The organism is Actinokineospora iranica (assembly GCF_900101685.1).
GTDB lineage: Bacteria > Actinomycetota > Actinomycetes > Mycobacteriales > Pseudonocardiaceae > Actinokineospora > Actinokineospora iranica.
Window position 1 is genome coordinate 258,794 of sequence record NZ_FMZZ01000007.1, and the last position, 26,571, is coordinate 285,364.

27 protein-coding genes are annotated in these 26,571 nt (G+C 71.8%); 16 read left to right on the forward strand and 11 right to left on the reverse strand.

Annotated features, from left to right (window positions below; all coding sequences use genetic code 11):
- Positions 1-48 precede the first annotated feature (48 nt).
- From BLS56_RS16685 to BLS56_RS16715, 7 genes are read left to right on the forward strand one after another with little or no spacing between them, the layout of a single operon-like run.
- Positions 49-1,317: a beta-ketoacyl-[acyl-carrier-protein] synthase family protein gene (locus tag BLS56_RS16685; RefSeq protein WP_175482876.1), complete on the forward strand. Its 1,269-nt coding sequence runs from the start codon at positions 49-51 to the stop codon at positions 1,315-1,317.
- Positions 1,314-2,534: a ketosynthase chain-length factor gene (locus BLS56_RS16690; protein ID WP_091451475.1), complete on the forward strand. Its 1,221-nt coding sequence runs from the start codon at positions 1,314-1,316 to the stop codon at positions 2,532-2,534. The genes BLS56_RS16685 and BLS56_RS16690 overlap by 4 nt, the downstream gene beginning before the upstream one ends.
- A gap of 30 nt (positions 2,535-2,564) precedes the next feature.
- Entirely contained in the window at positions 2,565-2,810 is a 246-nt protein-coding gene (locus BLS56_RS16695) for an acyl carrier protein (RefSeq protein WP_228771697.1), read from the forward strand.
- A gap of 34 nt (positions 2,811-2,844) precedes the next feature.
- Positions 2,845-3,774: an aromatase/cyclase gene (locus BLS56_RS16700; RefSeq protein ID WP_091451480.1), complete on the forward strand. Its 930-nt coding sequence runs from the start codon at positions 2,845-2,847 to the stop codon at positions 3,772-3,774.
- Positions 3,774-4,703: an MBL fold metallo-hydrolase gene (locus BLS56_RS16705; RefSeq protein WP_091451482.1), complete on the forward strand. Its 930-nt coding sequence runs from the start codon at positions 3,774-3,776 to the stop codon at positions 4,701-4,703. Before BLS56_RS16700 ends, BLS56_RS16705 begins: the two co-directional genes overlap by 1 nt.
- On the forward strand, positions 4,691-5,239 hold the full coding sequence (locus BLS56_RS16710) for a flavin reductase family protein (RefSeq protein WP_091451485.1): 549 nt from the start codon (positions 4,691-4,693) through the stop codon (positions 5,237-5,239). Before BLS56_RS16705 ends, BLS56_RS16710 begins: the two co-directional genes overlap by 13 nt.
- Complete coding sequence (locus BLS56_RS16715) at positions 5,217-7,121, forward strand: flavin-containing monooxygenase (protein ID WP_091451487.1); 1,905 nt, start codon at positions 5,217-5,219, stop codon at positions 7,119-7,121. The genes BLS56_RS16710 and BLS56_RS16715 overlap by 23 nt, the downstream gene beginning before the upstream one ends.
- Before the next feature lie 163 nt (positions 7,122-7,284).
- Here the strand turns inward: BLS56_RS16715 and BLS56_RS16720 are convergent, their stop codons facing one another.
- The 3 genes from BLS56_RS16720 to BLS56_RS16730 form a co-directional block, all read right to left on the reverse strand.
- A complete protein-coding gene (locus BLS56_RS16720; protein WP_139190754.1) occupies positions 7,285-8,610 on the reverse strand; it encodes a hypothetical protein in 1,326 nt (441 codons plus the stop codon).
- A gap of 406 nt (positions 8,611-9,016) precedes the next feature.
- Positions 9,017-9,763 (reverse strand): GAF and ANTAR domain-containing protein, encoded by a 747-nt coding sequence (locus tag BLS56_RS16725; RefSeq protein WP_091451491.1) that lies wholly within the window; start codon positions 9,761-9,763, stop codon positions 9,017-9,019.
- A gap of 49 nt (positions 9,764-9,812) precedes the next feature.
- The gene (locus BLS56_RS16730) at positions 9,813-10,541 is read right to left on the reverse strand and encodes a GAF and ANTAR domain-containing protein (protein ID WP_091451493.1); all 729 of its coding nucleotides are present in this window, start codon (positions 10,539-10,541) and stop codon (positions 9,813-9,815) included.
- Between the two features lie 482 nt (positions 10,542-11,023).
- Here BLS56_RS16730 and BLS56_RS31455 point away from each other — a divergent pair, with 482 nt between their 5' ends.
- Together BLS56_RS31455 and BLS56_RS32770 are read left to right on the forward strand one after the other, a co-directional pair.
- Complete coding sequence (locus tag BLS56_RS31455) at positions 11,024-11,875, forward strand: hypothetical protein (protein ID WP_175482877.1); 852 nt, start codon at positions 11,024-11,026, stop codon at positions 11,873-11,875.
- A gap of 68 nt (positions 11,876-11,943) precedes the next feature.
- Positions 11,944-12,066, forward strand: a complete 123-nt coding sequence (locus BLS56_RS32770) for a hypothetical protein (RefSeq protein ID WP_267463918.1) — start codon at positions 11,944-11,946, stop codon at positions 12,064-12,066.
- Positions 12,067-12,174: 108 nt separating this feature from the next.
- On the opposite strand, the gene BLS56_RS16740 is transcribed toward BLS56_RS32770, so the two are convergent.
- The 4 genes from BLS56_RS16740 to BLS56_RS16755 form a co-directional block, all read right to left on the reverse strand.
- Complete coding sequence (locus tag BLS56_RS16740) at positions 12,175-12,867, reverse strand: O-methyltransferase (RefSeq protein ID WP_228771698.1); 693 nt, start codon at positions 12,865-12,867, stop codon at positions 12,175-12,177.
- The gene (locus BLS56_RS16745) at positions 12,864-13,793 is read right to left on the reverse strand and encodes a hypothetical protein (RefSeq protein WP_091451499.1); all 930 of its coding nucleotides are present in this window, start codon (positions 13,791-13,793) and stop codon (positions 12,864-12,866) included. Before BLS56_RS16745 ends, BLS56_RS16740 begins: the two co-directional genes overlap by 4 nt.
- 6 nt (positions 13,794-13,799) lie before the next feature.
- Positions 13,800-15,335 (reverse strand): HAL/PAL/TAL family ammonia-lyase, encoded by a 1,536-nt coding sequence (locus tag BLS56_RS16750; protein WP_228771699.1) that lies wholly within the window; start codon positions 15,333-15,335, stop codon positions 13,800-13,802.
- Between the two features lie 158 nt (positions 15,336-15,493).
- On the reverse strand, positions 15,494-16,696 hold the full coding sequence (locus BLS56_RS16755; protein ID WP_091451503.1) for a metal-dependent hydrolase family protein: 1,203 nt from the start codon (positions 16,694-16,696) through the stop codon (positions 15,494-15,496).
- A gap of 154 nt (positions 16,697-16,850) precedes the next feature.
- Between BLS56_RS16755 and BLS56_RS16760 the strand changes: the two genes are divergently transcribed.
- Together BLS56_RS16760 and BLS56_RS16765 are read left to right on the forward strand one after the other, a co-directional pair.
- On the forward strand, positions 16,851-18,029 hold the full coding sequence (locus BLS56_RS16760) for a carboxylate-amine ligase (RefSeq protein WP_091451506.1): 1,179 nt from the start codon (positions 16,851-16,853) through the stop codon (positions 18,027-18,029).
- Entirely contained in the window at positions 18,026-18,532 is a 507-nt protein-coding gene (locus BLS56_RS16765; protein ID WP_091451508.1) for a phenolic acid decarboxylase, read from the forward strand. The genes BLS56_RS16760 and BLS56_RS16765 overlap by 4 nt, the downstream gene beginning before the upstream one ends.
- 35 nt (positions 18,533-18,567) lie before the next feature.
- Here BLS56_RS16765 and BLS56_RS16770 read toward each other — a convergent pair whose 3' ends face one another.
- The gene (locus BLS56_RS16770; RefSeq protein ID WP_091451511.1) at positions 18,568-18,963 is read right to left on the reverse strand and encodes a YchJ family protein; all 396 of its coding nucleotides are present in this window, start codon (positions 18,961-18,963) and stop codon (positions 18,568-18,570) included.
- A 102-nt stretch (positions 18,964-19,065) separates the two neighbouring features.
- Here BLS56_RS16770 and BLS56_RS16775 point away from each other — a divergent pair, with 102 nt between their 5' ends.
- From BLS56_RS16775 to BLS56_RS16790, 4 genes are all read left to right on the forward strand, one after another.
- On the forward strand, positions 19,066-20,022 hold the full coding sequence (locus BLS56_RS16775; RefSeq protein WP_091451513.1) for a hypothetical protein: 957 nt from the start codon (positions 19,066-19,068) through the stop codon (positions 20,020-20,022).
- Between the two features lie 159 nt (positions 20,023-20,181).
- Positions 20,182-21,174 carry a glutathione S-transferase family protein gene (locus tag BLS56_RS16780; protein ID WP_091451687.1) on the forward strand — a complete coding sequence of 331 codons (993 nt, stop codon included), beginning with the start codon at positions 20,182-20,184 and terminating at the stop codon, positions 21,172-21,174.
- Positions 21,175-21,271: 97 nt separating this feature from the next.
- Positions 21,272-21,676, forward strand: a complete 405-nt coding sequence (locus BLS56_RS16785; RefSeq protein ID WP_228771700.1) for a four-helix bundle copper-binding protein — start codon at positions 21,272-21,274, stop codon at positions 21,674-21,676.
- Between the two features lie 37 nt (positions 21,677-21,713).
- Entirely contained in the window at positions 21,714-23,039 is a 1,326-nt protein-coding gene (locus BLS56_RS16790; protein ID WP_091451515.1) for an NAD(P)/FAD-dependent oxidoreductase, read from the forward strand.
- Between the two features lie 4 nt (positions 23,040-23,043).
- Here BLS56_RS16790 and BLS56_RS16795 read toward each other — a convergent pair whose 3' ends face one another.
- Both BLS56_RS16795 and BLS56_RS16800 read right to left on the reverse strand, forming a co-directional pair.
- Complete coding sequence (locus BLS56_RS16795; RefSeq protein WP_407640525.1) at positions 23,044-24,084, reverse strand: YhjD/YihY/BrkB family envelope integrity protein; 1,041 nt, start codon at positions 24,082-24,084, stop codon at positions 23,044-23,046.
- 59 nt (positions 24,085-24,143) lie between these two features.
- On the reverse strand, positions 24,144-24,857 hold the full coding sequence (locus tag BLS56_RS16800) for a hypothetical protein (RefSeq protein ID WP_139190756.1): 714 nt from the start codon (positions 24,855-24,857) through the stop codon (positions 24,144-24,146).
- A 393-nt stretch (positions 24,858-25,250) separates the two neighbouring features.
- Between BLS56_RS16800 and BLS56_RS16805 the strand changes: the two genes are divergently transcribed.
- Positions 25,251-26,225 (forward strand): ArsR/SmtB family transcription factor, encoded by a 975-nt coding sequence (locus tag BLS56_RS16805; protein WP_091451522.1) that lies wholly within the window; start codon positions 25,251-25,253, stop codon positions 26,223-26,225.
- A 3-nt stretch (positions 26,226-26,228) separates the two neighbouring features.
- Here BLS56_RS16805 and BLS56_RS16810 read toward each other — a convergent pair whose 3' ends face one another.
- Complete coding sequence (locus BLS56_RS16810) at positions 26,229-26,570, reverse strand: hypothetical protein (RefSeq protein ID WP_139190757.1); 342 nt, start codon at positions 26,568-26,570, stop codon at positions 26,229-26,231.
- Between the last annotated feature and the right edge of the window lies 1 nt (position 26,571).

Here is a 26,571-nt window from a genome sequence, read left to right on the forward strand (position 1 = left end):
GTCAGTGATGTTCCGTCCAACGGGTTCGCACCATGGTGGCGGTGCCTTGTGAGTCGCCGCGTCGTGATCACCGGAATAGGCGTGCGGACGGCGGGCGGAAACAGCACCAAGGAGTTCTGGAACCTGCTGACCTCCGGTTCCTCCGCCACCAGAAGGATCTCGTTCTTCGACCCGTCCCCCTATCGGTCGCAGGTCGCCGCCGAGGCCGACTTCGACCCCGTCCACGAGGGACTGTCCCCATTGGAGATCCGCCGGATGGACCGGGCGTCGCAGTTCGCGGTCGTCTGCGCGCGGGAAGCGGTCGCCGACAGCGGGCTGGAGTTCGACACCGTCGACCCCAGCCGGGTCGGGGTGAGCCTGGGCAGCGCGGTCGCGGCGGCGACCAGCCTGGAACAGGAGTACCTGGTGCTCTCCGACAGCGGCCGCGACTGGCTGGTCGACCCGGCCAACCTCTCGCCGCACATGTTCGACTACCTCGTCCCGAGCGTCATGCCCGCCGAGGTGGCCTGGACCGTCGCGGCGCAGGGCCCGGTCACCATGGTCTCCAACGGCTGCACCTCCGGGCTCGACTCGGTCGGGCACGCCTGCCAGCTCATCCGCGAGGGCAGCGCCGAGGTGATGCTCGCCGGGGCGTCCGACACCCCGATCACGCCGATCGTGGTGTCCTGCTTCGACGCGATCAAGGCCACCACCCCGCGCAACGACGACCCCGAGCACGCCTCGCGGCCCTTCGACCGCACGCGCACCGGGTTCGTGCTCGCCGAGGGCGCGGCGATGTTCGTCCTGGAGGACTACGACCGCGCCCGCCGCAGGGGCGCGCGCGTCTACGCGGAGATCTCCGGCTACGCCACGCGCTGCAACGCCTACCACATGACCGGGCTGAAAACAGACGGCCGCGAGATGGCCGAGGCGATCCGGGTGGCGCTGGCCGAGTCGCGGACCGCCGCGACCGCCGTCGACTACATCAACGCGCACGGCTCCGGCACCCGGCAGAACGACCGCCACGAGACCGCCGCGTACAAGCGCAGCCTCGGCGAGCACGCCTACCGCACGCCGGTCAGCTCCATCAAGTCGATGGTCGGGCACTCGCTCGGCGCCATCGGCTCGATCGAGATCGCCGCGTCGGCGCTGGCCATCGAGCACGGGGTGGTGCCGCCGACGGCGAACCTGCACGAGGCCGACCCGGAATGCGACCTCGACTACGTGCCGCTGACCGCCCGCGAGCAGCGGGTGGACACGGTGCTGACCGTCGGCAGCGGATTCGGCGGCTTCCAGAGCGCGATGATCCTGCGCCGCCCGACAGGAGGAGTGCGATGAGTGGTCCCGTGGTGACCGGCATAGGGCTGTTGGCCCCGAACGGTTTCGGCGTGGAGCGGTACTGGGAGGCGGTGCTTGAGGGGCGCGGCGGCATCGGGCGGATCACCCGCTTCGACGTCTCCAGGTATCCCGCGCGGCTCGCCGGGCAGATTCCCGACTTCCGCGCGGCGGACCACCTGCCGAGCAGGCTGCTGCCGCAGACCGACATCTCCACCCAGCTCGCGCTCGTCGCGGCGGACTGGGCGCTGCTGGACGCCAAGATCGAGCCGGGCGCGTTCGCCGACTACGACATGGGTGTGGTCACCTCGAACGCCTGCGGCGGGTTCGAGTTCACCCACCGCGAGTTCAAGAAGCTGTGGTCGCAGGGGCCGAAAGCGGTCAGCGTCTACGAGTCCTTCGCCTGGTTCTACGCGGTGAACACCGGCCAGATCTCCATCCGCAACGAGCTGCGCGGGCCCAGCAGCGCGCTGGTCGCCGAGCAGGCGGGCGGGCTCGACGCGATCGGCCACGCCCGCCGCACGATCGCGCGCGGCACGCCGATGGTCGTCACCGGCGGCGTCGACTCGGCGCTGGACCCGTGGGCATGGGCGGCGCAGATCGCGAGCGGGCGGGTGTCCCGCTCGGCCGACCCGCGGCGGGCGTACCTGCCGTTCGACTCCGCCGCCGAGGGCTATGTGCCGGGCGAGGGCGGCGCGATCCTCGTGCTCGAAGCCGCCGATGCGGCCAGAGCCCGTGGCGCGCACCAGGTCTACGGCGAGATCGCGGGCTACGCGGCCACGTTCGACCCGCCGCCGGGCAGCGGCGCGCCGTCCGCGCTGCGGCGGGCCGTCGAGCTTGCCCTGGCCGACGCGGGTATGCGGCCGGACGAGATCGACGTCGTGTTCGCCGACGCCGCGGGCGTCGCCGACCTCGACCGCGTCGAGGCCGAGGCGATCAGCGCGGTGTTCGGGGCGGGCGCGGTGCCCGTCACCGCGCCGAAAACGCTGACCGGCAGGCTCTATTCCGGCGGTGGCCCGGTCGACGTCGCCGCCGCCCTGCTGTCCATTCGGGACGGTGTCGTCCCGCCGACCTCGGGCACGACGGATGTGCCCTCGGGCTACCGGATCGACCTCGTCCGGGGAGTGCCGCGCGCCGGACGGGTGTCGTCCGCGCTCGTGCTCGCCCGCGGCAAGTGGGGATTCAACGCGGCCGTCGTCGTTCGCGAAGCGACTGTCTGACAACACAAGGGGGATTCGACCATGACCACGATGACCACAGAGGACCTGCGCCGGGTGCTGATCGAGTGCGCGGGGGAGGCGGAGCAGGACGTCCTCTCCGGCGACATCGCCGACGTCGAGTTCGACGACCTCGGCTACGACTCGCTCGCCCTGATGGAGACCGCGGCGCGCATCGCGCAGGACTACGGCGTGCAGATTCCCGACGAGCGAATTGTCGAGCTGCGCACCCCGCGGGAAGTGCTGGAGCTGGTGAACAACTCGCTGGCCCAGTCCTGAAACCCCACAACCGAAACGGAAAGGATCGGACCGAATGTCGGAACCCGGACAGCGGCACATGATTCACTCCCTGGCCGTCGCCGCCGCGCCTGCGAAGGTCTACGACCTCGTCGCCCAGGTCAGGAGATGGCCGGTGATCTTCGAGCCGACCGTGCACGTGCGGCAGCTGGACCGCGGCGCTGGGGTCGAGCGTTTCCAGATCTGGGCACTGGTCAACGGAACGGTGAAAAACTGGATCTCGCGGCGGACCCTGGACGAGCGGAACCTCAGCATCACCTTCGAGCAGGAGCGCAGCCAGGCCCCCGTCTTGTCGATGGGCGGGCGGTGGTCGTTCCGCCCCACCGGCGACGGCCGCACGGAAGTGGTGCTGGAGCACTGGTTCACCGCGACCGACTCGGACGCGGTCGCCGCGGCCGTGGACCACAACAGCGGCAGGGAACTCGCCGCGCTCGGCCGCGTCGCCGAGCAGCCGCACCCGACCGACGAGCTGGTGTTCACTTTCACCGACCGGGTCGCGCTCGACGGCACGGCCAAGGCGGCCTACCGGTTCGTCAACGACTCCGGCCGCTGGCCGGAGCGGCTGCCGCACGTCGGGCGGGTCGCGCTGCGCGAGGACGAGCCCGGTGTGCAGGACATGGAGATGGACACCGTGACCGCCGACGGTGGCAAGCACACCACCCGCTCCATCCGACTGTGCTTCCCGCCCGAGCGCATCGTCTACAAGCAGCTGGTGCCACCGGCCCTGCTCGCCGGGCACGCGGGCGCCTGGGACTTCGCCGACGGCCCGGACGGCGCGCACGCGGTAGCCACCCACACGGTCGCGATCAACCCGGCGGCCATCGCGACCGTGCTCGGCCCGGACAGCACCGTCGACGACGCGCGGACGTTCCTGCGCACCGCGCTCGGCGCCAACAGCCGGGCGACGCTGGCCCACGCGGCCGGTTTCGCGGAACGGCGGTCGTGATGACGCGGCCGAGTATCGATGCGACGCCGGTCGAGGTGGGCGACGGCGTCTTCGCCTACACCCAGCCGCCCGGCGGCTGGTGCGTCAGCAACGCGGGCGTGATCGCGGGCCGCGACGGCGCCGTCGTCGTGGACACCCTCGCCACCCAGCGGCGGGCGCGGCGGCTGCGCGAGTTCGTCGACGGCCTGCCGGTCGGCCCGCGCCGGACCGTGGTCAACACCCACCACCACGGCGACCACACCTTCGGCAACCAGGTGTTCGGCCCTGCGGCGGCGATCGTGGCGCACGAGCGCGCGGCCGAGGAGATGGCCGAGACCGGGTTGGCGCTCACCTCGCTGTGGCCCGAGGTCGAGTGGGGCGACGTGCGGGTCACCCTGCCGACGGCGACCTTCACCGACCGGATCACCCTGACCGTGGGCGACACCCGCGTCGAACTGATCCACGTCGGCCCCGCGCACACCACCAACGACGTCGTGGCGTGGCTGCCGGAGTCCCGGGTGCTCTTCGCCGGTGACGTCGTGCTCGCGGGCTGCGCGCCGTTCAGCCTGATGGGGTCGGTGTCCGGCACGCTCGCCGCCATCGAGCGGCTGCGCGGGCTCGACCCGGCGACGGTGGTGTGCGGGCACGGGCCGGTGACCGGGCCGGAGGTGTTCGAGGAGAACGCCGCCTACTTCCGCTGGATTCAGCGCTGCGCGGCGACCGGCGTCGCGCAGGGCTGGACTCCGCTGCGCACCGCCCGGGAACTCGGGCTGGGCGAGTTCGCGCACCTGCTCGACCCGGAACGGGTGGTGGGGAACCTGCACCGCGCGTTCGCCGAACACCTTGACGCCCCGGCGGGAGCAGCGGCGGGCGCACCGATGGACGTCCCGCCGGTCTTCGGCGAGATGGTCGACTACAACGACGGGAAGCTTCCGACATGCCTGGCGTAACCCCATTCCGGCCGGACGGGACGGCCCTGCGCGAGGTCATGGCGCGCGTCCCCACCGGCGTCGCGATCGTCACCACCCGCGACCGGCACGGCAACCACCACGGCATGACCGTGAGCGCGTTCTGCCCGGTCTCGCTCGACCCGCCGCTGGTCCTGGTGTGCCTGGCCAAGTCCGCGACCTGCTACGCCGCATTCGCCGACAACGACCGGTTCGCCGTCAGCGTCCTGCGCGAGCACCAGGCCGAGATCGGCAGGCGGTTCGGCAGCAAGAACGTCGACAAGTTCGGGCCAGGCGGGCTGGTCAGCACGCCCAGCGGCGGGCTCGTCGTGGACGGCGCGCTGGCGACGCTGGAGTGCGTTGTGGACAGTCGCCACCACGCGGGCGACCACGTGATCACCGTGGGCGAGATCGCCCGCGTCACGTTCGCCGAGGAAGCACGCCCCGCGGTCTACTTCGACCGCGCCTTCACCACGGTGGGCCCGCCCGTGTCCGCCCCGGCCCAGGAGACGCCCCATGCGCACGCCGATCACCGCTGACGACGACGCCCTGCGCGCGTACCTGGCCGACGCGGAGGTCCCGGCCCTGCTGATGACGGTCGCGCACCTCACCGGCGACCTGTCGGCGCTGCGCGCGGACCAGCGCGCGGCGGGCTGGCTCTTCCAGCCCCAGGGCGGGCTCACCGAGCGGCAGCAGGAGCGGGCGCGTGACCTCGCCTTCGCCGCCCTGGTCCGGCTGCGCGACGGGGAGATCGACGTCCCGCCGCCGCCGGACCCCGAGACGCTGCGCGCGATCACGAGCTGGGCCATCGGCTCGGACACCGCGGACCTGCTGCCGCTGCTGGCCGAGGAGATCGTCCCCGCCGGGGCCGACCCGAAGGCGCCGCGGTGGACCAAGGCCGACCTCGCGCCGACGACCGACTTCGGCGTCGTCATCGTCGGCGCGGGCTTCAGCGGCCTGCTGGCCGGACACCGGCTCGCCCAGGCAGGCGTGCCGTTCGTGATCTACGAGAAGAACCCGGACGTCGGCGGAACCTGGTTCGAGAACACCTATCCCGGCTGCCGGGTCGACGTGGCCAGCCACCTCTACAACTACTCCTTCGCGCCCAAACTCGACTGGCCAGACCACTTCTGCGTCCAAGAGGTGGTGCTCGACTACCTGCGCTCCTTCGCCGAGGAATCCGGCCTCACCGACGCCATCCGGTTCGGCGCCGAGGTGACCGGGATGGCTTGGGACGACACGGAATCCGTGTGGCGGGTCAGCACCCGCACCACCGATGGCGCGATGGAAACGGTCGTCTGCCAGGCCGTGGTGACCGCGGTCGGTCAGTTGAACCGCCCGCGCCTGCCGGAGATCAGCGGCCGGGACAGCTTCACCGGCCCGGCGTTCCACTCCGCGGCCTGGGACCACTCGGTCGACCTGGCGGGCAAGCGGGTCGCCGTGGTCGGCACCGGGGCCAGCGCGTTCCAGTTGATCCCGGAAATCGCCGACGTGGCAAGCGAACTGACCGTCTTCCAACGCAATCCGCCGTGGCTGCGCCCCACCCCGCACTACCGCGACCCGGTGCCGGACGGCGCGCGCTGGCTGTTCGAGCACGTGCCGTATTACGCGCGGTGGCACCGGTTCTGGCTGTTCGCGCCCGGTCTGCGCGGCATCCTGGAGGGCTGGATCGTCGACCCCGACTACCCGCCCACCGAACGCGCCGTGTCCGCCCTCAACGACCGACTGCGCTCGGCGCTGCTGGCGTCGATGGAGGCCCAACTCGCCGACGCCCCGGACCTGCGCGAGCAGGTCATCCCGCGGTACCCGGTTGGCGCCAAGCGGGTGCTGCGCGACGACGGCCGCTGGCTGGCCACCCTCAAACGGGACGACGTGGAGCTGGTCACCGCGCCGATAGAGCGGATCACTGAGACCGGAATCGTCGCCGGGGACCGGGAGTTCCCCGCCGATGTCGTCATCTACGCCACCGGCTTCGAGGCGTCGAAGTTCCTCGCGCCGATGACGGTCACCGGCCGCGGCGGCGTCGACCTGCACGGCATGTGGAACGGCGTCCCGCACGCCTACCTGGGCGTCACCATTCCCGGTTTCCCCAACCTGTTCTGCCTCTACGGCCCGAACACCAACCTCGTCGGCCAGGGCGGCAGCATCGTCTATTTCTCCGAATGCGCCGTCACCTACGTCCTGGACGCCCTCCGCCTACTCCTGGCGACCGGCAAACGCGCCATCGAAGTCCGCAAAGACGTCCACGACGACTACAGCGCCTGGGTCGACCAGGGCAACCGCACCCGAGCCTGGGGTTTCTCCACCGTCACCGGCTGGTACAGCGAAGGCGGCCACAGCGCCCCCAACTGGCCCTACTCCACCGACGAGTACTGGCGCCGCACCCACCGGGTCGACCCGACCGACTACCTCATCACCTGAGCCGCGCGACGCGTCGGCGGACAGGCGAACCGCGCCTCGCCGCTGAAACCGGCGACCGACGATCGCGCGCGGACGCCGAGCCCCGGGATCGCCGCGGGCAGCGGCGGCAGCACCGGTGTCGCCGATGATGCCGCCGCCGCCATCGATACCGCCGCGCCGCCGGTCAGCAGGCGCAGACGCCGCCGTTGTTGGTGCCCGCGACACCGTTTCCGCCCGCGAGGCCGTTGGCGCCGGACGGGGTTGCCACGGTGTCGAGCGCGTCGTTGATGGTTCCGGTGTTCCCGGAGCCACCGGCGCCCGCCGCGCCGCCGAGGCCGCCCGCGCCGCCGGGACCGCTGCAGCCGGTGCCGCCGTTGCCGCCGCCCGCTCCGTTGCCGCCGACGCCGCCGGTGGCGGTGATGCTGTCTACGCCGGTTCCGCCGGTGAGGGTGCCGGAGTTCCCGATCCCGCCCGCGCCCCCTGCGCCGCCGACGCCGCCAGCGCCGCCAGGCTCGACAGCGGCGGAGCCGTTGCCGCCCTTGCCGCCGACGCCACCGTTGCCGCCGCGCCCGCCGTTTGCCTTGAGCGTGTCGACACCGGCGCCGCCGCTGATGGTCCCGGAGTTCCCGATCCCGCCCGCGCCGCCCGCGCCGCCGACGCCACCGCTGCCGCCGCCGTGGCCGCAGCCGCCGACGCCACCGGCCGCGCCGGTGCCGCCCGCGCCGCCGTTGGCGGTGACGTTGTCGAGACCGGGATCGCCGACATCGCCGGTGAAGGTCCCGGAGTTCCCGACGCCACCGGCCGCACCGGCGCCGCCGATACCACCGGCGCCCGCGCTACCGGCCACGGAGCCGCTGTTGCCGCCAAGGCCGCCGAGACCGCCGTTGCCGCCCTTGCCCGCGGTGAAGACGACGGTGTCGCTGCCCGCGCCGCCGGTGACGTTTCCGGCGTTCCCCGCGCCGCCGATCCCGCCGACGCCGCCGTTGCCGCCCGCGCCGCCTGCGCCGCTGAGGAATCCGATCCCGCCCGCGCCGCCGTTGCCGCCGTTGCCGCCCGCGCCACCGGTGACGGTGATGCTGTCGGTGCCCGCGCCGCCGTCGATGACGCCGGTGGTCCCCACGCCTGCCCCGCCGACGTTCCCGGCTCCGCCGTTGCCACCGGCGCTGCCCGCGGGTGTGCCCGCGTCGCCGTTGGCTCCTGGCGAGCCGGTCGCGCCCACGGCGCCAGCGACGCCGGTGACCCTGATGGTGTCATTGCCCGCGAGACCGTTCACGGTGCCGTTCACGGCGCCGCCGGTGATGGTGATGATGTTGTTCCCCGTGGTGCCGGTCAGCACTTGACCGGCGGGAACCCCGGCGGTGCAAGTGAAGTTGGCTCCGGTTTGGACGCACCCCGGTGGGAGCGCCCAGGCTTGAGTGGGGAAGAAGACCGCGAACCCCGCCGCGGTGCCCAAAGCGATCAGGGCCCGACCGGCCCGGCCTGCCGTGCTCGTGCGCGCTGTCGATCTCATGATCAACTCTCCAATCCGGGTGAGAGTCCGGGACTGCTGCCACGGACTCGCGGAGTGGTGGGATGACCAAGGTCTGGGGTCACTGACCGGTGCCATGCTCTTGCGGGCACCGGATAAGCCAACACCCGCGACACGGCCAAGCCTTCGCCTTCGCGTCGAGGTTGGCAAGGAAAACCGCGGCTCGTCACCCGCATGCGAACTGCTCCCCCCGAATGCCGCGCGGCAGCGAGGTGTCTCCGTGGGACTTCGGTGATTCGCCGTTGGCAGGTCGTCGCGATTCCGCCGCGTTTCTCCCGACCGGCCTTGCCTATCGGCGTTCAGACCACAGTGGATAGACGGGTGGAGTCGCGGGCAGGCCCCGCCTGCCCGCCGTGATCGCCGAGAGCGGCGAGGCCGCCGCCCCGGGTCAGCGTCGCAGCGGTTTGGTCTTGGTGGCCGCGCTGAGCAGTTCGGTGGTGTTGATGGTGCCCGCGATGACCTCGTGGGCGACGCGGCTCAGCTTGAGGTTGTGCCCGCGGGTGTAGCCGCGCAGCGCGGCGAATGCGGTGTCCATGTCGACCTGGAGGCGTTCGGCGACCAGCCCCTTGGCCTGCTCGATGACCACCCGGCTGTTCAGCGCGGCTTGCAGTTGCTCGGTCAGCACCTGGTGGTGGTTGATCGAACGGTGTTGCAGCAGGCCGATGGTGGCGACGTCGACCAACGCCGTCGCGGTCCGCAACGCGCCCGCGTCCAGTTCCCCGGTCTGGTTCCGGAACAGGTTGAGCGCGCCGATGACCTCGCTGCGCAGGCGCATGGGCACCGCGTCCACGGCGGCGAACCCCATCTCGGTGGCCGCGGCGGTGAACCGCGGCCACCGCTGGCCCGCGTTGGCCAGATCGGCGTGGCTGACTCTGGCTCCCGTGGCGAACGCGTCCAGGCAGGGGCCTTCGTCGTTCTGGAGCTGGAAGAGTTCCAGCAGTCGGGCCTGCTCGTTGGACGTCGCGATCAACTGCAGCCTGCCCTTCTGGTCGGCCAGCAGCAGTCCCGCCGCGTCCACGTCGAGGAGTTCGACGCACCTGTCCGCGAGCATGTGCAGAAAGTCGATGACGTCGAAGTCGTCGACCAGGGTGTCGGCCAGTTCGACGAAGGTTTCGACGAGACGTTCGCTGTTCATCGCAGCCACCTCCATGGGTGTTCACAGTGCGGTCGTGTCCGACTTGTTGTCACGGTCGTTCCTCGTCCCGGTCGAATCGCCGCCTGCGGGTCACCACATCGGCCGCCAGGCCGCTCAGCGGCGTCTGCTCGACGAACGACCGCGCGCGCAGGTGGGCGAACGCGTCGGCCATGCTCACGTCCAGTTGCGCCGCGACCATCCCGGTGGCCTGGTGCACCTGTGGATGGTGCAACGAGAGGACGTCGTCGGCGATGCTGTCCGCTGTGTCCCGGCCTGCCTGCTCGTCGAGCAGCAGCCGCAGCGCCAGTTCCGCGAACGCCAGCGAGTCGGTCAGCGCCGCGGCGTCGAGGTGCCCCGTCTCGGTCCGGTGCAGCGACAGCACCCCGACCCGGATCGCGCCGACGCACAGCGGCAGGGCGAAGAGCGCGGCCGCTCCGGCTTCGACGGCCAGCGGCGCGAACATCGGCCACCGGGCCTGGCTGGACGGGGCGTCGAGGTCGGCGACCAGCGCCGGACCGTCGCCGTGCCAGACGTCCACGGCCGGGCCTTCGCCCACCGTCACCTGCAACTCGGTCAGCCGTTCCCCCAGCGCGTCCGTGGCGTCCCGGACTTCCGGCCAGCCGGAAGTGTCCATGGTCAGCACGGCGCCGTGCACATCCAGCCGCGCCACCGCGGTCTGGCAGAGGACGCCGACCGAGACGGGCTCGTCCCGTTCGATGGCTTTGTCCGCGATCCAGCCGAACACCCGCGTCAACCGACTGGTGGTGGGCCGGACCATCCGGAGACCTCCCAGTCGCTTGGTCGCACGACACGACTCGGGACGGTTCCATCGCTGGAATCGTGGAGTCATCACTGTACGCGCAGCCAGCGCTCATGTTCGGTGTGGACCCCTGGATGGCCGCGGCCATTGTGGCCGCACGGCGTCGACACCGCGCCGGAACCGTGGGCGGCCACTTTCGACGGTGGCCGAATCGAGGATTCGGCCGAGGCGGCGCGAGTTCGCCTCCTGGTGCGATTAGACCGTTCGGGGGTCACGGGTATCGGCTATCCAGACGCGGTGTTAAGCTGCCGTTGTTACTCAAGACCTCGGTGACGTGATCGCGAACGCGAACCACACACCGAGGTCTTTTTTTTGTGTCGATTCACTCGCACAGCGCCCGCGAGTCGACCGGTGCGCGTTCGCCCGTGTCGAACACCTCGCCCGCGGTGCGCCGCACCGGTCGGCGGTCGTTCGATTTGTCCCTGGAGAAAGAAGGCGTGATGAATCGTGTCCGGAGCACCGCCCGATTATTGTGCGGAGGCGTTGTCGTCACCGGTTGCCTGGTGGTCGTCGCCCCCGTGGCGCAGGCCGGCACCATTCCGGTGGCCTGCGATGAGAACGCTCTCGTCGCGGCGGTGAACCTCGCCAACTCGACCTCGGCCGCGGACACCCTCGCGCTGGCCAGGGGCTGCACCTACAGGCTGACCTCCGCGCACGGCGGCCTCGCCAACGGCCTGCCGGTCATCACCAGCCCGATCGAGATGATCGGCCCGGCGACCGTCACCCGGGCGTCGCTGTTGTCCTTCCGGATCGCCGAGGTCGCCCCCACCGGCAGCCTGACCCTCACCACGGCGGTGCGGTTCAGCAACGGCAGCGCCGTCGGTGACGGCGGGGGAATCCTCAACCGGGGCGCGGTCACCTTGACCAACAGCTTCCTGAGCGGCAACGCCGCCGCGTTCAACGGCGGCGGCCTGGCCAATGCCGACACCGCGTCGGGCACCGCGCCCGCCGCCACGTTCACCAGGAGCCCGGTGACCGGAAACTCCGCTCTGCTCAGCGGCGGCGGCATCTACAACGGTCTGCGTGGGACGTTGACCGCCACCGGTGTCACCGGCAGCCCGCTGTTCATCACCGGAAACACCGCGACCCTGCACGGCGGTGGCATCGCGGCGGTCGACGCGACCGCGACCACGCTCACTCAGACGGCCGTGACGACCAATTCGGCGGTGGTGACCGCGGGTGGCGTGTACCGCGTCGGCGGCACCATGACGACAACGAATTCTCCCATCAGTGCCAACACGCCGAACAACTGCGTCGGCAGCACGCCTGCGGTTCCCAACTGCACCGGCTGACCGCGCGCGTCGCGCGATGCCAACGCTGTGCCAATCAACAAGCTGTGCCAATCAAAAGGAGAAATATCATGGGTGTGGTCATCATCGGCGGCCTCGTCGACTCCGTGGTGGGTATCGTCACCGGAACCGCTTACGGCATCGTCGGCGCCGCGAGCGCGGTTCTGGCCTCGCTGACCGGCGGGGTCGTGTAACCAGAAGAACCAGCCCCGGCGGACGACCAGAACGTTGTGGTCGTCCGCCGGGGCTCGTTGTGCCATTGCCGCGACATTCACCCCGCGGAATCTCCGCTGCGGCCGCGGTCAGGTTTCCGCCGTGCGCATGGCGATGGTCAAACCGTCGGCGATGGGCAGCAGCACGGACTTGACCCGGTCGTCGGCGCGCACCCGGTCGTTGAACTGGCGGATCGCCTTGGCGTTGCCCTGGGCGTCTTCCTGAGCGGCTTCGCCGTAATAGAGGACGTTGTCGGCGAGCAGGACGCCGCCGGGCCGCACTCGGGGCACCAGCAGTTCCCAGTAGTCGAGGTAGCCGGTCTTGTCCGCGTCGATGAACACCAGGTCCAGCACCGGGTCCTCGGGAAGTCGCCGCAGGGTTTCCTCTGCGGGGCCGAGTCGGAAGTCGATGCGGTCGGCGACGCCTGCCTCCTGCCACGCCGACCGGGCCAGCGGCTCCCACGTGTCGCTGATGTCGCAGGTGAGGACCATGCCGCCGGGGACGAGGCCGAGCGCGAGGCAGAGGGCGGAGTACCCGGTGAAGGTGCCGACCTCCACGATGCGGCGCGCGCCGATCAGTTCGGCGAGCATCGTGAGGAACACGCCCTGCTCGTGCGGGATCTGCATCTCCGCGGCGTCGCCGAGGTCGGCGGTGGCCTGGATCAGCCTGGCCTGGGCTGGCGAGGGCGGCGGCGCCTGCCGCAGCAGGTAGTCGTAGATGGGCTGGGTCATCACGATGTTCTTGAACGCGTCCACGAACCGGCCTTTCGACGGGCCCGTCACGGCGCTGATCCGCCAGTGGCGCGACGGGCGAGGATATCGGCGAACCGCGTGAGAATGGCCGGGCCGTCGTCCGCGACGCCGCGCACGGCGCGCGCCCACTGCGGGTCGCGCGCCGAGCCGCCGCGGGCGAGCAGGTCCGGTTCGTCGGCGAGGTCGCGGAGCACCTGGGCCAGCCGCCGGACCAGTTGCGCGGCCACCACCCGCTCGCAGACCCGTTCCCGGCGCACGCGGAAGAACGCGTCGTAGCGGTCCTGGGTGTTCCCCATGGCGCCAGCGTGCGGGCACCGGCCCGCTTCCCGCAACAATGACGCGCCGTTCGGCACGAGCTTCTTGGCTATCGCGACATGCGCCAGCTTGTTGGCCCGGCTCGCCCGGTTGAGCGGGCCGACCAGCGAGCGCGGGTGCCGGTGCTTGACCCGCAGCAGCAATTCCGGAATCCGCTCGTAGTCGCGCGCCCATGTCCCGCTGAACGCCGGGTCGTAGGCGTGCATGTCGCGCCGGAGCGTGGCGGCGTACTGCTCGGCCGAGCAGCTTCCGGAGTAGAGGAACAAAACCGAGTAGCAGTCCAGCATCCGCGTCGCCGCGTCGACGGTCCGCGGACTGGGCCGCGGCTCGCGCAGGATGCGGTCGAGGGTTGCGGTGAGCGTCTGCCACAGCGCGAACGCCGCGTGGTGCCCGACCCACCACCGGTACCGGATTCGCTCCCGTTCGTCCTCGGGCGGCGTGAGCAGGCGCGGGCGCCCGCCTTCCGCGGCCAGGCGCAGCAGCGCGAGGTCGGCGGCGATGGGCTGCGGGCAGCGGTGCGGCCGCTCCCCGGCGTCGGGCGGCGGCGCCTCGGGCAGCACCAGCGGCTCCACCGTGCCCACCGGCCCGGGGTCGGGCACCCGAAGACAGGTGTCGACCCCGTGCGTCTGGATCATGGTCATCGCGAGTCACCTCGTCGGTGTGCTTGCGTCCTGCTCTTCCGCGGCGACGGCGTCGAGCAGGTCGGCCGCCTGCCGGACGTCCCCGTCGAGCGGCCGGTCCGGGTCGATCGGCGCCACCAGTTCGGCCAGCCGGTCGATGACCGCGGCGCAGCCGTGCGCGGTGGACCGCCGGGGGCTCAGGTGCGCCGCCTGCCGCAGCGCGACCGCGAGCGAGCCCTGCACCAGACGCAGGGCGCCCGCCTGCTGGAAGGCGTTGAGCGCGGCGTGCGTCCCGCAGGGGACCACGTCCTGGTTGTGCAGGTTGGTCGGCACGGTCTGCACCGACGCGGGCGTCGCCCGGCGGCGCATGTCGATCACCATGGCGGTGGCCGCGAGCTGCACGCCCTGCACGCCATGCTGGGAGCCCGGGTCACTGGCCAGCATGGCGTTGAGCCCGCCGTTGCGGTTCGGGTCGATCAGCAGGTCGAGCTGCCGTTCCGCGAGGTTGGCGAGCTGGGTGGCGACCAGCGACATCAGGTCCGCGGCGAACGCGGCGGGCTGGGTGAAGAAGTTCCCGCCGTGCGCCACCAAGTCCTGCTCCGGGAAGAACAGCGGGTTGTCGCTGATGTTGTTCAGGTCCCGCTCGACCACGTCCTCGACGTGCCGCAGGCTCGACCACGCCGCGCCGATCAACTGTGGCGCGCACCGGATGCTGTAGGGCTCCTGCAATGGCCGGTCGGCGGCCCGCTCGCCGCCGCGCAGCCGCTCGCGCAGCGCCTCGCCGACGCGGATGACCTCGGGATGGCCGTAGGCGTCGAGCAGCGGCGGCGCCAGGAACTGCCGTTCGCACCCCAGCAGGTCGGCGAGCACGGCGGTGAGGGTGGCCGCCGTGCGCGCCGAGCGCAGGAGCCCGGCGAGCGCGAGGCCCGCGGCGGCCGAGGTGAGCGAGGTGCCGTTGACCAAGGCCAGGGCCTCGCGGCCGTCCGGGGTGATCGGTTCGAGGCCGAGGCGGCGCAGCGCGTCGCGCGCGGGCAGCCGTTCTCCGGCCAGGTAGGCGTATCCCCGTCCGGCCAACGCCTGGCTCAGGTAGGTGAGCGGGATCAGGTCCCCGCTGGCGCCCAGCGATCCCAGTTCCGGCACCGCTGGCGCGATCGGCGTCGCCAGCGCCGCGACGAGCGCGTCGAGCAGCCGCGCGGTGACCCCGGACCGGCCGCGGGCGAGCGAGTGCAGCCGGACCAGCAGGCAGGCCCGCACCACCGGCGCGGGCAGATCCGGCCCCTGGCCCGCGGTCAGGTGCGCGAAGGCGTTGTCGGCCTGGTCGTCGATGTCGGGCCGGGCGTCCTCGCCGACCAGCGGGCCGAAGCCGGTGCTCACCCCGTACACCGGTGTGTCCGACGCGAGCTTGTCCAGCATGAAGGCGTGGCACGCGTCGGTCTCCGCGCGGGCGCGGTCGCCGACGCGCACGCGCAGCGGCCGGGCCGCCCGTTCCAGGATGCCCGGTTCGAGGCGGTCGCCGATGTCCAGCGCGGGGGCGCCCTGGTCCGGTCGCGTGCTCGGCCGCACTGCGCCTCCTTCGGGTCATGGCGGTCGGGGCCGTTGGCGGCAAGGGGTTCGGAATCAAAGGCCCGATTTCGCGCGGGGTCTTTATGGGGGATGCCACCAGATTCGACCCACACACGTGCTTCTGGCGGCGGCAGTCGATAACCACACGAACGGGTGAATCACGGGTGCTGGATGATGCCGTCCTTCATCACGAAGCCGACCCGGCCGGTGGCCTTGATGTCGTCGAACGGGTCGCCGAACAGGCCGATCAGGTCGGCGACCGCGCCCTCGGCGATCCGGCCGAGTTCCGGGCGGTCCAGCAGCGCCGCCGCCTCGCTGGTGGCCGCGCGCAGCGCGCGCACCGGCGCGATGCCGTTGTCGACCATCGTCGGGAACTCCTTCCAGTTGTCCTGGTAGGGGATCACGCTGGCGTCGGTGCCGTAGGCGATCCGCACACCGCTGGCCGCCGGGTGCCGGGCGCACTCGCGCAACCGGTCCGCGTAGTGGCCGAGCTGCGCCCGGTGGAGTGGCGGCCGGGTCGCCCAGAACTCGTCGTCGTCCAAGCTGTCCAGAAACGTGGCTGGCACGATCTGGGTGGGCACCAGCCAGATCCCGCGCTCGGCCAACAGGTCCAGGGTCTCCAGCGACGCCATGCCCGCGTGCTCGACGGACCGCACACCCGCCCGCGCCGCCCGCGAAATCCCCTCGTCGGTGAACGCGTGCACCGCGCACGGTTTGCCGAGGTCGGTCGCGGTGCGCACGAGGACATCGATCTCGGCCTGCGAATAGGTGGTGTGGCTGGGGGAGTCGTGCGGGGAGAAGAAGCCGCCGTCGACGGCGAACTTGATCCAGTCCGCGCCGACGCGCGCGTCTTCGCGGACCCGCCGTGTGATCGCATCCGGCCCGTCGGCGATGGCGCCGATCTCCTGAGTCCGGCTCCCGGCCCGCCCGTCGGTGCGGTCGCCGTGGCCGCCGCTGGCGCTGATGATGTTCGGCGCGACCACCATCCGCGGGCCCGCGACGGCCCCGCTGTCGATGGCGTCGCGGAGTTCGACCGTCGTGGTCGAGCCCAGGCAGCCCAGGTCGCGCACGGTGGTGAACCCGTTGCGCAGCAAGGCACGCAGCGCGGACAGCGCGTCGAGCGCCTGTCGGGCGGAGGACGCCGTCGCCAGCGCCGCGTCGACAACGTGGACGTGGCAGTCGATGAACCCGGGCAGCAGCATCCGCTCGCCGAGATCGATGACCTCGGCTCCGATGGCAGACGTGCGGGAGGCGCGGACCGAGACGATCCGGCCCGCGCGCACGGCCACCTCGACCGGGCCGCTCGGCCGGTCCGCGACTCCGTCCCAGAAGCGCTCCGCCCGCACCAGCACGTCGGCCATGGCACTCGCCCCGCTTCCGAATCGTCCGCCCTGGATCAGGGAATCCACCGTCGCACGGCCGCGGCGTTCGCGCCGCAGCGCGTGGTTGCGGTGGCGGCGGCTCTGGGCACGCAGCACCATGGTTGGCGCGAGGACCCGACATCCAGGAGATCCGATGCCCGCTGCGGGCGGCGCTACCGACCAGCTCACCTTCGGTGTGGAGGAGGAGTTCCTCTTGGTCGACGCCGACACGCTGCTGCCCGCGCCGCGCGCGCGGGCCGTGCTCGACCGGACCGCGGCGTCCTCGGCCGGGCATGATTCCGGTTTCCACCACGAGTTGTGCGCCAGCGTGGTCGAGGCGGCCAGCGCGGTCTGCGCCACCCTTCCCGAACTCGGCGCGAGAATCCGGTCCGGCCGGGCGGCCCTGGCCGCGTCGGCGCGGCGGGAGAACGCGCGCCTGGTGTCGGTGGGGGAGCCGGTGCTCACCGCCGCCGAGCCCGAGATCACCGCCACCGACCACTTCCACCGGATGCGCGAGTCCTACGCGGGCGTGGTGACCGACCAGGAGCTGTGCGGGTGCCACGTGCACGTCGGCGTGCCGGACCGGGACACCGGCGTCGCCGTGCTCAACCACATCACCCCATGGCTGCCCACCCTGCTCGCGCTGACCGCGAACTCGCGCTACCGGCACGGCGCCGACTCGGGCTTCCACAGCTGGCGGATGATGGTGCACACCCGCCTGCCCGCGGCCACGATGCCGCCCTGGCACGCCTCGGCCGCGGCCTACGACGCGGACCTGGCGCGCCTGGTCGACTGCGGCATGGTCGAACCGGGACAGGGCAGCCTGCGCGTGGCGCGGCTGTCCCGGCGTTACCCCACAGTGGAAATCCGGATCGGCGACGCCGCCGCCACCGTGGCCGAGGCCGTGCTCTACGCCGCGCTGGCCCGCGCGCTGGTTCGGCGCGCCCTCGACGACCTGGCGGTCGGCCGCACGGCCGGGCCGCTCGACCACGGCGTGCTCGACTGCGCGCTGTGGGCCGCCGCCCGCCACGGCCTGCACGGCGCGGCCGTCGATCCGTGGCGGGAACGCGAAACCCGGGCCATCGACCTGCTCGACGCGCTGCTCGCGCACGTCCGCGACGCCTTGGACGACCTCGGCGACGCCGCGGCCGTCACCGCGTTGGCCGCCGCCGCGCGCGGGCGGGGCTGCGCGGCCACCCGCCAGCGCGCCGCGGCCGCGACCGGTGGCGCGCCAGCGGTCGTGCGGATGCTGGGGGCGGAAACCGTCGCGGGCGTTCGGGTACCCGACCCGCCCGGGCTGGTCGACAGCGTGCGCCGAGGAGGCGGCCGATGAGCGAGGACGACACCCGGAACCTTTCCGGCATCGTCGGAAAACGGTTCATTTACACCTACGACAGCGGTTGGCAGTACGAGATGTACGTGAAGAACGCCAACACGGTCGCCTATCGAGTCCACAGTGGACTTTTCGCGGGCCGCTGGGTGAAGAACCAGCGGGTCCGCCTGGCCCGTCTCGGCGCGGAGGTCTACAAGATCTCCTGGACCGAGCCGACCGGAACCACGGTCAGCGTGGATGTCCTCCCCGGCCGACGGCGGCTGCACGCCGTGATCTTCCTCCCGCGTTGGGTGGGCGAGCACCCCGAACGCGTCGCGGTTCTCCAGGACGACCACGTGGACGAGATGGCCAAGTACCGCGACGACGGCCCGACCTACCCGACGACTGTCGTCTTCGAGTCCGCGGAGATCACGTTCCTGGAGGACTGCGGCCCGGACGACGAGACCGTCATCGCCATGAGCCCGGCGGAGTTGCCCACGGGGCACACCGCCCAAGTCAATTGAGCGCCCGGAAACTCGATTGAGCGCCCGGAAACCCGTCACTCGCCGACGGGCGCCCAGTAGACCCAGCGGCCGTCGACGCGCAGGAACCGGCTGTTCTCGTGCAGTTCGCCCCGCTCCCGGCCATGGCGGAAGTGGGCGCGGAACTCGACCGTGCCCTCGTGGTGCAGCGGCCCGCCCGCCGTGGTGGCGAGGACGTCGAGCCGGACCCACCGCTGGTCCGGGTCGAGGTCGACGCTTTTCGGCCGGGTGTCCGGATGCCAGCTGCGCAGCAGGTAGTCGGCGTCGCCGAGCGCGAACGCGGTGAACCGGGACCGCATCAGCGCCTGCGCGGTGCCCGCGGGCACCGCGCCGCTGTGGGCGCGCCCGCAGCACTCGCCGTAGGTCAGCCCGGTCCCGCACGGGCAGCGCGCGCCCTGGTCACGGTTGTGCACCCGCCGAGCCTAGGACATGCCCGGCCCGGCTCCTTGCGGTGGTTTCGGCAGGCCCGCCATGCTGGCGGAGTGTCGAAGGTGTGCGCGAATTGTCTTGAGCCGGTGAGCGGCAAACCGGGCAGGCGGGACCGGGGCAGGGACATCGCGTGGTGCGCGCAGTGCCCGGCGTGCGCGGCCGTGGTCGCCGACCAGCTCGAGGTGGTTCTGGACCGACCAGACGGCGCCCCGATCCAGATCCGGCGCTGCCGGTGGTGCGGCGCGGAACGGGTGTGCAGGCCGACGTGGGCGACGCGGTGCCACATCTGCCTGGACGACCGCACCTCACCCGAGTCGGAGGTGATGGCGATGGGCCGCGAGCTGGTGCGCCGGACCGATTCGGAACCGGACCTGGCCGACCTGGTGCGGTCGTTTCTTGGGCTGGGCAAGGAAAGCCGCGTGCCCGTGCGCGGCGCTGCCGAGTTCGCCGCCGCGACCGCCCTGGTCGGGGAACTGGCCGAGTACGAGCAGCCGGGGTGGACCGTGCTGGCGGGCGACGTGCACGGCCTGCCCTGGTTCGGAGCCCGGTGGCTGACGTGGTCGCACGGGACCTGGGGACGGCACGACCGGTGTGGCCGGGTGCGCAAACTCGACCGCGGCCACACCGAGTGCGCCGTGTGCGAGCCGGAACCGGGATCGCGCACCCACCGCGCCCGCGCCGACGACCAGCACCTGCTGTACCTGGTCGGGCACGGCGACCTGGTCAAGTTCGGCTGCGGCTACCCGGCCCGCGTTCGCGATCACCTTCGGGAGGGAGCGGCGCCGATCCAGGTGCTCGCCGCGCGGCACGCGGACGTCGCCGCGGCCGAACTGGCGCTCAAGCGCCGTTACCGGAATCAGGTCGTCGCGGCGGAACCGGCGCGCAAGCGCCGTTACCGCGAGCAGGTCGCCGCGGCCGAACTGCCCAGGTCGTTCGGCGCGGGAACCGAGGTGCTGGCGGCGGGCACATCCGTGGACCTCTACGCGGTGTTGCCGCACGGGGCCGACGTCACCCACCGGTACCGGCAAGCCGGCCGGTGGTGAGCGGTTGCCCACACACGCCGTGACTACCCTGCGCGCGTCCCCGCCGCGCGTACGCTCGGCTCTGTGAGCGAGACGTCGACATCCGCGCAGACTGACAACCCGCAGGCCGACAACCCGCAGACCGACAACCCCGAGCACGGCGAGGGCGGGAAGTACACGGTGCCGGGCAAGGAGTTCACCCGCGACACCCGCTACATCCCCACCCGGATCACCGCCGACGGGCGCGACGGCTTCCCGGTCGAGCCCGGCCGCTACCGGCTGGTCGCCGCCCGCGCCTGCCCCTGGGCGAACCGGGCGATCATCGTCCGCAGGCTCCTCGGCCTCGAGGACGCGATCTCGCTCGGGCTCCCCGGCCCGACGCACGACGCGCGGTCGTGGACCTTCGACCTCGACCCCGGCGGCCGCGACCCGGTGCTGGGCATCGAACGCCTGCAAGAGGCCTACTTCCGGCGCGACCCGAACTACTCGCGGGGCATCACGGTCCCGGCGATCGTGGACACGACCACCGGCGCGGTGGCGACCAACGACTTCGCGCAGATCACCCTCGACCTGTCCACCGAGTGGCGCGCCCACCACCGCGACGGCGCCCCCGACCTGCTGCCCGAGCAGCACCGCGACGAGATCGACGCGGTCAACCAGCGGGTGTTCACCGAGGTGAACAACGGCGTCTACCGCTGCGGGTTCGCGGGCAGCCAGCAGGCCTACGACCAGGCGTACGAGCGGCTGTGGACCGCGCTCGACTGGCTGGAGGACCGGCTGCGCGACCGCCGCTACCTCGTCGGCGACACCATCACCGAGGCCGACGTGCGCCTGTTCACCACTCTCGTCCGCTTCGACGCGGTCTACCACGGCCACTTCAAGTGCAACCGGTCCAAGCTCGCCGAGATGCCCGCCCTGTGGGCCTACGCCCGCGACCTGTTCCAGACCCCCGGGTTCGGCGACACTGTCGACTTCCAGCAGATCAAGCGGCACTACTACGTCGTCCACCGGGACATCAACCCGACCGCGATCGTGCCCGCCGGTCCGGACCTGTCCGGCTGGCTGTCCGTCCACGGCCGCGCGGACCTCGGCGGCAGGCCGTTCGGCGACGGCGCCCCGCCCGGCCCGGTCCGCGACCACGAGCGGGTGAACCCGGCGGGCGCGGTCGGCTGACCTCGGCTCTCGGTCCGGGCCGGTCCGGTTGGCCCGCGCGGCGGCGGGGTAGCCAGCGGGCGACCGTTTGTCCGGACCGAGACAAGAGGTGATCACGTTGACCACGACGATGCCGATGCTGCAGACGTACCCGGCCACGATCAATCTCGACCGCGGCAAGCTCGCCGCCGCCATCGACGCGCTGATCGGCTGCGCCGAGGCGTGCACCGCCTGCGCGGACGCCTGTCTGAGCGAAAGCTCGGTGGCCGAGCTCACCAAGTGCGTGCGCACGAACATGGACTGCGCCGACATCTGCGCCACCACCGCCCGGGTGCTGTCCCGGCACACCGGCTACGACGCCAACATCAGCCGCGCGCTGCTGGAGGCGTGCGCGATGGCCTGCAAGTCGTGCGGGGACGAGTGCGGGGCGCACGCCAACATGCACGAGCACTGCCGCATCTGCTCCGAGGCGTGCCGCGACTGCGAGGCCGCGTGCCGCGACCTGCTGGCCGCGATGGGCTGAGGGCATACGTTCGGCGCGACCGGGTACCTGAGGTCCCATGTGGGAGACAAGCGAACAGGACCGGACCGTTGTCCAAGGCCGACCGCGGATCGTGGTGGTTGGCGCCGGGTTCGGCGGCCTGCGCGCGGTCAGGGGGCTGCGCGGGGTGGACGCGGAGGTCGTGCTAATCGACCGGGTGAACCACCACCTGTTCCAGCCCCTGCTCTACCAGGTGGCGACCGCGCTGCTGCCCGCAGGTGACATCGCCCCGGCCCTGCGCTCGGTGCTGCGCAAGCAGGACAACGCGCGGGTGCTGCTGGGCGAGGTCACCGGCGTGGACGCCCAGGCGAAGACCGTGCGGCTGTCGCTGCCCGACGGGTCGACGCGCGCCCTGGACTACGACACGCTGGTGGTGGCCGCGGGTTCCACGGACAGCTACTTCGGCCACGACGAGTGGCGGACGCACGCGCCGCCGATGAAGACCCTCGCCAACGCCGTCGCGCTCCGCTCGCGGCTGCTGCGCGCGTTCGAGAACGCCGCCAACGCCGAGGACCCCGACGAGCGGGCCCGGTGGCTGACCATCGTCGTCGTCGGCGCGGGCCCCACCGGCGTGGAATTGGCCGGCCAGGTCGCCGCGATGACCCGGCGCGCGTTCCGCCGCCAGTTCCGCACCCTGGACCCGCGGCAGGCGCGCGTCGTGCTGGTCGACGCCGCGCCCGCGGTCCTGCCGCCGTTCGCCGAGCCGCTGCGCGAGCACACCCGGCGCGAGCTGGAGCGCCTCGGCGTCGAGATCCGGCTGAACGAGGCGGTCGCCGACATCGACGCCGACGGCGTCACCACCACCGACGAAGACCACATGCGGCACCGCATCTGCGCTCCCACCGTGGTCTGGGCTGCCGGGGTCAAGGCCAGCCCGCTCGCCGCCGAGCTGGCCAAGGCCACCGGAGCCGAGGTCGACCGCAAGGGCAGGTTGCTGGTGGCTCCGGACTGCGCCCTGCCCGGCCATCCGGAGATCTTCGCGATCGGCGACATGGTCAACCTCGGCGACCTGCCCGGCATGGCCGAGCCCGCGCTGCAGCAGGGACACCACGTCGCCAAGGTCATCCGCTCCCGGCTGGCGGGCGAGCCGTCCCCCGGCCCGTTCCGCTACCTCGACCTGGGCACGATGGCCACCATCTCGCCCGGCGACGCGGTGGCCGACATCCGCGGCCTGCGGCTGCGCGGCCTGCCCGGCAAGATCGCCTGGGCGGGCGTCCACCTGGCCTTCCTGGTCGGCTGGCGCAACCGCGTCGCGGTGCTCGCCGAGTGGGCGTGGACCATCGCCACCGGCCGCCGCACCCAGCAGGTCATCCTCGAACCGGTGCGTTCGCCCCCCGGCTCATAGCGGCCTATCGCTGTTTGCCCGCTTTGCCCCGCAGGCGGCCGAGGACGACCGCGGCCAGCGCGCCCGCCGCCGCGCCGAGCCCGGTGAGCACGATCGCGGGCGGCCGGGCCCGCGCGCTGACCTGGATCACCACCGGACCCGGCGGGGGCGGCGGCGTGCGGCGCGTCGGCCGGGCCGTCGCCGTCCACGCCGTGATGAACACGAGCAGGCGCGACACCAGCGAGATGAACACCAGCAGGCCGATGACCGAGCCGAACGCCACTCCGGTGGGGGAGTCGCTGATGATCCGGACGTAGACGTTGCCCGCCAGCTTGAGCAGTTCGAATCCGAGCGCGGCCGCCACCGCCCCGCGCATCGCGCTGCGGGTGCTGACCGGCTCGCGGGGCAGCCGGGCCAGCACCCACAGGAACACCAGCCAATCCGCCACCAGCGCCAACGCCGACGAGGCGATCACCAGCACCGGGGACGCCCAACCCGTGCCGTCCAGGTGCGCGAGCCGGAGCACGTCGTCGCCCACCGCGCCGCCCGCCACGGTGAGCAGGAAGGAGACCAGCAGCGCGAGCACGAGGCTCACCAGCGCCACCAGGTCCTTGACCACCGTCCGCAGCAGCGGCTGGTCGCCCCGGTGCTGGTCCCACATCGCCGTCAGCGCGTCGCGCAGGGCGTTCATCCAGTTCCACCCGGAGTACAGGCCGATCAGCAGCCCCAGCACGCCGACGTGCGCGCGCTGCCCGATCAGGTTGTCCAGCAGCTCGCCCACCTGCGCCCCCAACGGCCCAGGGACGGCCCCGGTGACCCCGGACCGCAGCTCGGCCAGCAGACCAGGCTGGCCCGCCAGCACGAACCCGGCCGTGGAGAACCCCACCATCAGCATCGGGACCACGGACAGCAGGCTGAAGTAGGTGATCGACGCGACGTACTGGTAGCCGCTGTGCTCGATGTAGCGGTCGACCGCCCTGGCCAGGTGATCGAACCACCGATACCGGTCCCGGTACCGCCGCCACCGCGAGATGTCCGGAGCTGACCCTTGAGTGCGCACAGGCACTGTCTACTTGGTCACCGCACGGGCCTGGCACCCGGATTCGGTGACGTCGAACTCGGTCGTCAGAAACCCTGGAAAACCAGCTCGGTGGTCATCCTGTTCCCCGGACCCGAGATCAGGCCGGTCATGAGCGGCGACAGGTCTTCGGCCGTCCCGCACCCGGTGAACGGCGGAATGTCGAACACGGACTCGAAAACCGACGGCGGACTCTCCGGCGCCATGGCGATCGGGCCGCGCAGGCGGATGACCAGCGGCGCGACCGTTCGGCAGTCCGGCCCGACCCGAAGATCGACGCCGTCCTGCCGCACGTCGGTCAAGGCAAGGCGGATGTGCAAGGTCAGGTCGAGGTCCGGGTTGAGCAGACCGTCCCTGATATCGGCGACCCCGGTGGCCGCCCCTTCCTGGGTCAGCACAGAGGTGGCCGTGACGGGCATGAACCCGAACACGACGAAATACCCGGGCGCGGGCGGCAGATCCAGCGTTCCGGACACCGCGACCTCGCCCGCGACCGACCCTTCGGCCAGGTTCGCGGTGAACAGGCCGCCCTTGGCCAGCGGCAGGTCGGAGCCCAGCTTGGCCACCCGGGCCCGCCCCCCGACCGCGAACTTCCCGGTGAGCAGCGGATCGGACCGATTCACCGGCAGGACAGCGGCCGCGCCAGACGGCGGGGACACCGCGGCGACCGCCGCGGTGTCCCCGCCTGCCACCGGTTCCGCGCGCTGCCCGATGACCGCCACCGCCGTCATCGCGGCGGCCGTCATCGCCGCGGTGGCCACCACAAGCGATCTCCGGCGAAAAGCCCCACGTGCACGAGTCGAATCCATCGTGTCGGCCCCCAGCCGTCGATGACGGCAGCGCCCCGCTGCCATTCCCCGAGCACGATACTGGTGGCCGAGCGGACGACCGGGGGCCATTCGAGCGAATTCCCGCGCCTGTTTGTCGCAAGCAGGATCGCGGTTTGGCTTCACCACAACGAAATGAGCGTTTTCTTGTCCGGCATATGGCAAGAAGCGAGCAGGTCGATGCGGCCGACCCGCCCCTTCGTGCCCGCTACGGCATACCGCGCTGGTTTACGCGGGCTTCAACTCTCAGGTTGACGAGCGGACCGCTCGGGTCGACTACCTTTCTCGAGCCGGAAGGCCACGGCGATCGCTTCTGGGGGTGGCTCGGTGCTTCGGATCCATTTCACCAGCGCGGATGTGTCCCGGATCAGTGTCGCTGACGGCCCGGACCCGCTGTGGGAGGCGCTGCTGAGCCTGCACCTGCTCCAGGAGCGGGACTCGTCATTGGTCTTCGGGGAATGGCGACGGCTGGTCAGGAAAGCGCGCCCAGCCCGGGTGCGGTTGCTGCTCGAGTTGGCCCCGCCGGTGGGATACTCGCCGGACTTCCTGACCCCGGGCCGCGGCGACGGTGACCTGGGGACGCTCGTGGACCGAATGCTGTCCACTCCCCGCCGGAACCTGCGCGACGACCTCACCCACCTGGTGCGGGAGCGACCGGTCACGCCCTGGACCCGAAGCCTGGCCAGCGGCGACTTGGGCGCGCTGGAACAGTTGCGGATGGCCATGACCACGTACTACGAGACCGCGATCGGCCCGTATCTCACGCGAATGCGGACCCAGATCGAAGCCGATCGAACCCGCCGGGCGCGCGCGCTCCTCGATGGCGGGGTCGATCGGCTCCTGTCGACCTTGCACCCCAGCGCGCGCTGGGATTCTCCAGTGTTGACGGTGTTGCAGTACACCGACCAGGACCTGTATCTGGGTGGCCGCGGCCTGGTGCTGCTGCCGTCCCTGTTCTGCCGGGGGCATCCGATCACTCTCAAGGATGACGGCCGGGCGCCAGTACTAGTCTACTCGATCACGCCGAGCCTCGGCTGGCTCAACGCCACCGACCCGGTGGCCGCCGACCCGGTGGCGGGGCTGCTGGGCCCCACCCGCGCCACCTGCCTGCGGGCCTGCGTTCAACCACGCACCACCACCGACTTGGCCCGCCACGGCGGCATCTCGCTGTCGGCAGCCAGTCGGCAGGCCACCGCGCTCCGCGAGGCCGGGTTGGTCGCCACCTTCCGTCACCGCAATATGGCGCACCACCAGATCACCGCGCTGGGCATCGCCGTCCTCAACAGCGAGCTTCCCGTCTGAGCGCTACGGATAAGTCGTGTACACCGCGCAGTCGGCGCACCCCTTGTGCTGCGCCGCGGTCATATAGGGCGACCGGGCCTCCACCAGGGACGAGTGATGCCGCCAGCTCTGCCAGACGCCGCCCACCTGGATGCGCAACCAAGCGTCGCCTTTGCAGGAACCGCCGGAGTGCTTACGGGTGTTCGCATAGTCCGTCGCGGCAGAGCTGACCCCCGAATACGTGGTGCCGCAGCTGCGAGTCCACTGAGTCGAGCTCAACACGCCCACGTCCGCGACCGCCTGCGGCGCCGCGAGCGACACAGTGCCCAGCACCGCCGCGGCGGCTACCAAGGCTCGTGATCTCATG